Raw genomic sequence first — 6,149 nt, 5'->3', positions numbered from 1 at the left:
CGCCGGGTCAGTCGCCGCCGCCCCAGCAGACGGGGCAGCCCTCGCAGCCGCCGACGGCGAGCCACAGCGCGTCGGCCCCGGCGTCCACCGCGAGCTCGCCGCCGCCCACGTCCGGGGCGCCGACGACCCCGAGCGGGACGGCGAGCGCGACGACGCCGTGAGCGGTCAGAACAGCTTGAGCTTGTCGTCGTCGATGCCGCGCAGCTCGTCGTAGTCCAGCACCACGCAGCCGATGCCGCGGTCGGTGGCCAGCACGCGGGCCTGCGGCTTGATCTCCTGCGCGGCGAAGACGCCCTTGACCGGGGCCAGCAGCGGGTCCCGGTTGAGGAGTTCGAGGTAGCGGGTGAGCTGTTCGACACCGTCGATCTCGCCGCGGCGCTTGATCTCGACGGCCACCGTGGAGCCGTCGGCGTCGCGGCAGAGGATGTCGACCGGGCCGATCGCCGTGGGGTACTCGCGGCGGATCAGCGACCAGCCGGCACCGAGCACCTCCATCCGGTCCGCGAGCAGCTCCTGGAGGTGTGCCTCCACGCCGTCCTTGATCAGGCCCGGGTCGACCCCGAGCTCGTGGGACGAGTCGTGCAGCACCTCCTCCAGCGTGATGATGAGCTTCTCGCCGGCCTTGTTCTCCACCGTCCAGACCCCGTCGGCCTCCTTGAGGACGCACGGCGGGGACATCCAGTTGAGCGGCTTGTAGGCGCGGTCGTCGGCGTGGATGCTGACGCTGCCGTCGGCCTTGACCAGGATCAGCCTGGTGGCGGAGGGCAGATGGGCGGAGAGCCGACCGGCATAGTCGACTGAGCAGCGGGCAATTACGAGACGCACGGTCGACCACGCTAGCCCACCGGGGCCAGTTGATGCGATTCCGCGACGGCTGGGTGAAGAAAGCGCGAACCCGGCCAACATTGAGGTCCTGCGGTCCGGCTACCGCCCGTCGAGGCCTGGCGCCCCCACCCTCGGGTCGCTACGGTGTGTGACGACACGCTCGCGGGATCGCTGTCAACGGGGATGGAGACTTCAGATGAACGATCCGACGGGATCCGGCCAATCTGGTGCACCGCACTGTGTTTCCGAAGCAATCCACAGGAATGACGGGCCCGCCGCTCCGTTGACTGCCACGCTGTTGTGAGCGCGTTCGGTGTCCGGGACGTCACGTCCCGTGGCGCCACCGCCGTCGCGAAGGCGCCGGAAACCCCTGTCCCTCGGTGTTCCGGACGCCCCATGCGAAACCACCACCCTCACTGTGAGCTTGACCTACGCACGACCACCCGGGCGCCGCGCGGGTGGACCGCGAGAGGAGAATCCATGTCGCTCGACGTCTCACCGGCCCTGCTGGAGAAGGCCGAGCGGGGCGAGGTCGACGAGCGGGAATTCGTCGACTGCGTCCGCGTCTCGCTGCCGTACGCCTGGGACCTGATCAGCTCGCTGGTCGCCCAGGCGAAGGTCGACGGCACCGACTTCGCCGACAACCAGGTGCCACCGCCCAGCGAGCAGGCCCGTGGCCAGCTGCTGCGCGCCCTTGCCAGCGACGCCATCCGGGGCGCCCTGCAGCGCCACTTCGGGGTCCGGCTGGCGTTCCAGAACTGTCACCGGGTCGCGGTGTTCCTGCCGTCGGAGGCCAACGCGGCGCGGTACGACCGCTTCACCTCGGTCCGGGAGCAGCTGCTCAACCAGTCCGAGGAGCTGCGGGACTGCTGATCGCCTTCCCGCGGTGCCGCGGCGCCGGCCGCCCCGTTCCCCGGTGCGGGGGGAGGGGCGGCGGCCCGGGCCCGTGACCCGTACGGGGCTCAGCCCAGTTGCGGCAGCACCTCGGAGCCGAGCCGGGCGATGTTGTGCAGGGTCGTCTCCTCGTCGCCGCTGCCCTCGGCGAGCAGGGCGAAGCGCCGGATGCCGGTGCGTTCGGCGGTGGCCAGCAGCCGGTCGGCGCACTGCCGCGGGGTGCCCACCGCGTGCAGGTCGCAGAGCAGCTCGGTGTACTGGCGCGGGTCGCGCATCCTGCGCTCTCGGCCGTCCACGGTGCGGTGGGCGCCGAGCCCGTACTCGAACCAGCCGGGCATCGCGTTCAGCAGCGTGGACCGGGCCGCCGCGGCCCGGTCGTCGACCTGGGCCACCCCGGCCGCGACGTGCCGGCGGCCGATCCGGCGCAGCTGCTCCTCGGACCGCCCGGCGGCCAGCCAGGCGGACCGGTAGAGCTCCAGCATCCGCAGCTTGTCCTCGTCCCCGGAGTGCATGCCGAGCAGCATCGGCAGGCCGCGCTCGGCGGCCATCCGCACCCCGCCCGGCGAGGTGCAGGCGACCACCACGGGCGGGCCTGACACCGGCCGCCCGGAGGCGGTGAGCTCCTCGCCGAGGCCCCCGTCGTCCCGGCGCTGGCGCGGGAAGCGCACCGGGCCGGACCGCTGGCCCAGGCCGAGCCAGCTGCTCAGGCCGGGCCGCCGCACCGGCTCGGTGGCCCGCGGCACCACCGCGACCTCGGGGAAGGCGAACTGCGGGCCGTCCGCGCCCACCCGGGAGCCGCGCAGCCAGCGCAGCAGCAGGTCCAGCCGCTCCGGGAAGCCGTTCTCGAAGGCGTCCACGCCGCCGCCGAACACGTCCAGGTCGATCCACGGGCCGCCGCGGCCCACCCCGAGCGTGAACCGTCCGCCGGAGGTGAGGTGCAGCAGCGCGGCCTGCTCGCCGAGCCCCACCGGGTGGCGGGTGGAGAGCACGCTGACCGCCGTGCCGACGCCGATCCGGCGGGTGCGGCCGAGCAGCAGCCCGGCCAGCGTGGCGGCGTCCGGGCACACCCCGTACGGCACGAAGTGGTGCTCGGCCAGCCAGACGCTGTCCAGGCCCGCGCGTTCGGCCTCGACGGCGGAGTGGACGGTGCGCTCCAGCGCCTCGCCGTGGCTCTGCCCGGGGAACTGCGCGGACAGCAGGAACAGGCCGACCCGCACCGGACCGGTGGCCGGCGGCAGCGCGCCGGCCCACTGGGTGGCCGGCAGCGGCTCGCCCGCGACGGCCGTCACCGGGGGGACGGAGGTCAGCGTCGGGCCGGGGGCGGGTGACCGGACCCCGACGGGCCGGCCGCTCTCGGCTCGGGCGCTGGTCTTGCTCATCGTGGGGCCTCCTCGGGTGCGCGCAGGGTCTGCGGGCCCCGCCTTCTCCCCCTGTGGGTATCGGATGTCATGTGCCAATGGCACGCCGAACCCCGAATTTCCCCGATGATCGGGTGGATCTCGGCAAAAACGCCGAAGTGCCGGACGGAGCCGTGGTAGTGGCCGTACGGGGCCCCGGGCGGCCGTAGGCTGGAACGACCCAGAGGCCAGCAGGAGAGGGAGTCCGCCGTGTCGCCGCGCCGCAACCGGATCAAGAGCGCCGCCCCCCACGAGAGCGCAGAACCGGCCGCCCCGCTCGGCGGTTCGCTGCGCCGCACCGAGAGCTACCAGGGCGACGACTGGGTGGTCCAGACGGTCGCCGGGACGGCCGGACGGTTCTACCGCTGCCCGGGCTGCGACCAGGAGATCCCGCCGGGGACGGGCCACGTGGTGGCCTGGCCGATGCACGGCGCGGGCGTGGACGACCGGCGGCACTGGCACCGCGCCTGCTGGGGAGCGCGGGAGCGCCGGGCCTCCAACCTGCTGCGGGGCCGCGGCGCTCCGCGGTACTGACGGCCGGGCCGCCGGGACGGCTACGCGTCGCGCTTCTTGAGCACCAGCGCGCCGCCGACCAGCGCCGCCGCCGTCCAGGCGAGGCAGATCAGGAAGCCGGTCCACGGCCCGTACGGCTGGCCGTGCTGCTCGTACACCAGCAGCATCCGGGAGCCCGCGTAGTCGGGGAAGTAGTGGGCCAGGGTCTTGACCTTCGGCACCGCCGAGAGGATCGGCGAGAGCAGGAAGAAGAACGGCACCAGCACGCCGAGCGCGAGCGTCTGGTTGTGCAGCATCGTGGTGACGCCCGCCGAGAACAGGCAGAGCAGCGTCAGGTACAGCGCCGCCCCGAACACCGCCCGCAGCACGTTCGGTTCGCCGATCGTGGTGGAGTGCGCGCCGAGCAGCGCCTGGCCGGCGAAGAAGGTGGCGAAGGCCGTCACCAGCGAGACCGCGAGGGCCAGCGCGCCGAGCACCACCGCCTTGCCGGTGAGCAGGGTGCCGCGCTGCGGGACGGCGGCCAGGGTGACCCGGACCATGCCGCTGCTGTACTCGTTGCCGATCGCCAGCACCCCGAAGACGATGATCGCCAGCTCGCCGAGCATGATGCCGGAGAAGGACGTCCCGGTGGCGTCGAACGGGGACTGGTCGCCGCGGCGGAACTCGGTGAAGTTGTTGTTGGTGAGCAGGGACAGCAGCGCGCCGATGCCGACCGTGACGACGAAGGTCAGCGCGAGCGTCCAGACCGTCGAGCGGACGCTGCGGATCTTCGTCCACTCGGAGCGCAGGACCGCCGGGAAGGACGCCATCTCAGTTCTCCTCCTGCCGTGCCGTGGTGTTCTGCGGGGCGCCGTCCGCCTTCCAGCCGGCGCCCCACTCGGTGGGCGCGCCGGCCGCGTCCAGGCCCGGGCCGTCGCCCGCGTGGTACTCCACCGAGTCGGCCGTCATCTGCATGAAGGCCTCCTCCAGCGAGGCCTGCTGCGGGCTGAGCTCGTGCAGCACCACGCCCTGGCCGGCGAACAGCTCGCCGAGCCGGGCGATGTCCCCGTCGACCACCTCGTAGGAGCCGTCCGGACCGGGTTCGTGCCGCAGGCCGGCCCGGGCCAGCACGTCGAGCAGCCGCTCGGGCTCCGGGCCGCGCAGCCGTACGGCGGAGCGGGAGTTGCGCCGGATGAACTCCGGCATCGGCAGGTCGGCGAGCAGCCGGCCCCGGCCGATGACCACCAGGTGGTCGGCGGTGACGGCCATCTCGCTCATCAGGTGGGAGGAGACGAAGACCGTCCGGCCCTCGCCGGCGAGGCGCTTCATCAGGTTGCGGATCCAGAGGATGCCCTCCGGGTCCAGGCCGTTGACCGGCTCGTCGAACATGACGATCTCCGGGTCGCCGAGCAGCGCGGAGGCGATGCCCAGGCGCTGGCCCATGCCGAGCGAGAAGCCGCGGGCCCGCTTGCGGGCCACCGGGGTGAGGCCGACCAGGGCGAGCACCTCGTCGACCCGGCGCTCGGGGATGCGGTTGCTCTGGGCGAGCCAGAGCAGGTGGTCGCGGGCGGTGCGGCCGGGGTGGACGGCCTTGGCCTCCAGCAGCGCGCCGATGTACTTGAGCGGCTCGCTGAGCTGGCCGTAGCGCTTGCCGTCGATGGTGACCCGGCCGGAGGTCGGGCGGTCGAGGTCGAGGATCATGCGCATGGTGGTGGACTTGCCGGCGCCGTTGGGGCCGAGGAAGCCGGTCACCACGCCCTGGGGGACCTGGAAGCTGAGGCGGTCCACCGCGAGGGTCTTGCCGTAACGTTTTGTCAGGTCGTGCAACTCGATCATTCGCGCTCCCTCAGGTCTTTGTCAGGCTAGGACAAAGGGGGTATCGCGGCCCGCTGAGTGGGCCCGCCGGGCGTGCCGGAATAGGTTGGTGGCATGACCCAGCTCCCCTCCGCAGTGTCGGTCCGCGAGAGCGGTACCGGAACACCACTCCTGCTGCTGCACGCCTTTCCTCTGAACGCCTCGATGTGGTCGTCCCAGCTGGACGCGCTGCCCGGCCTGACCGGGGACGAAGCGCGGGTGCTCGCCCCCGACCAGCGGGGGTTCGGCGGCACCGGGCTGGGCGACGACGAGCCCTCGCTGGACCTGGTCGCGGACGACCTCGCGCTGCTGCTGGACGCCGCCGGAATCGAACGCGCGGTGGTCGCCGGGCTCTCCATGGGCGGCTACGCGGCGCTGGCCCTGGCCCGCCGCCACCCCGACCGGCTGGCCGGCCTGCTGCTCGCCAACACCCGGGCCACCGCCGACACCGACGCGGTCCGGGCCAACCGGGAGCGGGTGGCCGCCGCCGTCACCGCGCGGGACAGCGTGCGGCTGCTGCTGGACGAGCGGGTCGCGGCCGGGCAGCTCGGGCCGGACTCGCAGCACCTGGTGGAGCGGGTGGAGGCGATGGTCGCCGCCGCGTCGCCGGCCTCCGTCGCCTGGGCCCAGCGGGCCATGGCGGCCCGCCCGGACTCCCTGGACGTGCTGGCCGGCCTGCCGGTGCCG

Annotated in this window: 7 protein-coding genes; 3 read left to right on the top strand and 4 right to left on the bottom strand. The window is 73.4% G+C overall.

Annotated elements, in window-relative coordinates; genetic code table 11:
* Positions 1–165 precede the first annotated feature (165 nt).
* Positions 166–825 (bottom strand): endonuclease NucS, encoded by a 660-nt coding sequence (gene nucS / locus AE652_RS26205; protein ID WP_049655746.1) that lies wholly within the window; start codon positions 823–825, stop codon positions 166–168.
* A gap of 480 nt (positions 826–1,305) precedes the next feature.
* Between nucS and AE652_RS26200 the strand changes: the two genes are divergently transcribed.
* Positions 1,306–1,698, top strand: a complete 393-nt coding sequence (locus AE652_RS26200) for an SCO5389 family protein (RefSeq protein ID WP_030282024.1) — start codon at positions 1,306–1,308, stop codon at positions 1,696–1,698.
* An 89-nt stretch (positions 1,699–1,787) separates the two neighbouring features.
* On the opposite strand, the gene AE652_RS26195 is transcribed toward AE652_RS26200, so the two are convergent.
* Entirely contained in the window at positions 1,788–2,936 is a 1,149-nt protein-coding gene (locus AE652_RS26195; protein WP_049655749.1) for an LLM class flavin-dependent oxidoreductase, read from the bottom strand.
* A 390-nt stretch (positions 2,937–3,326) separates the two neighbouring features.
* Here AE652_RS26195 and AE652_RS26190 point away from each other — a divergent pair, with 390 nt between their 5' ends.
* On the top strand, positions 3,327–3,650 hold the full coding sequence (locus tag AE652_RS26190) for a hypothetical protein (RefSeq protein WP_049655743.1): 324 nt from the start codon (positions 3,327–3,329) through the stop codon (positions 3,648–3,650).
* Positions 3,651–3,670: 20 nt separating this feature from the next.
* Here the strand turns inward: AE652_RS26190 and AE652_RS26185 are convergent, their stop codons facing one another.
* Both AE652_RS26185 and AE652_RS26180 read right to left on the bottom strand, forming a co-directional pair.
* Positions 3,671–4,438, bottom strand: coding sequence for an ABC transporter permease subunit (locus tag AE652_RS26185; RefSeq protein WP_049655741.1), 768 nt, complete (start codon positions 4,436–4,438; stop codon positions 3,671–3,673).
* A 1-nt stretch (position 4,439) separates the two neighbouring features.
* A complete protein-coding gene (locus tag AE652_RS26180; RefSeq protein ID WP_049655738.1) occupies positions 4,440–5,444 on the bottom strand; it encodes an ABC transporter ATP-binding protein in 1,005 nt (334 codons plus the stop codon).
* 93 nt (positions 5,445–5,537) lie between these two features.
* Between AE652_RS26180 and AE652_RS26175 the strand changes: the two genes are divergently transcribed.
* Positions 5,538–6,149, top strand: a 612-nt coding sequence (locus AE652_RS26175; RefSeq protein WP_053112255.1) for an alpha/beta fold hydrolase, incomplete at its 3' end; no start/stop codon positions are given.

Source organism: Kitasatospora sp. MY 5-36, assembly GCF_001182915.1.
Taxonomy (GTDB): Bacteria; Actinomycetota; Actinomycetes; order Streptomycetales; family Streptomycetaceae; genus Kitasatospora.
Note: the sequence above shows the minus strand (reverse complement) of the source record. Positions and strands in the feature narration are given on the sequence as shown.

Excerpts from the sequence above, each read along its gene's own strand:
- AE652_RS26180 (WP_049655738.1), bottom strand. The coding sequence starts at position 5,444 with ATGATCGAGTTGCACGACCTGACAAAACGTTACGGCAAGACCCTCGCG.
- AE652_RS26200 (WP_030282024.1), top strand. The coding sequence starts at position 1,306 with ATGTCGCTCGACGTCTCACCGGCCCTGCTGGAGAAGGCCGAGCGGGGC.
- AE652_RS26185 (WP_049655741.1), bottom strand. The coding sequence starts at position 4,438 with ATGGCGTCCTTCCCGGCGGTCCTGCGCTCCGAGTGGACGAAGATCCGC.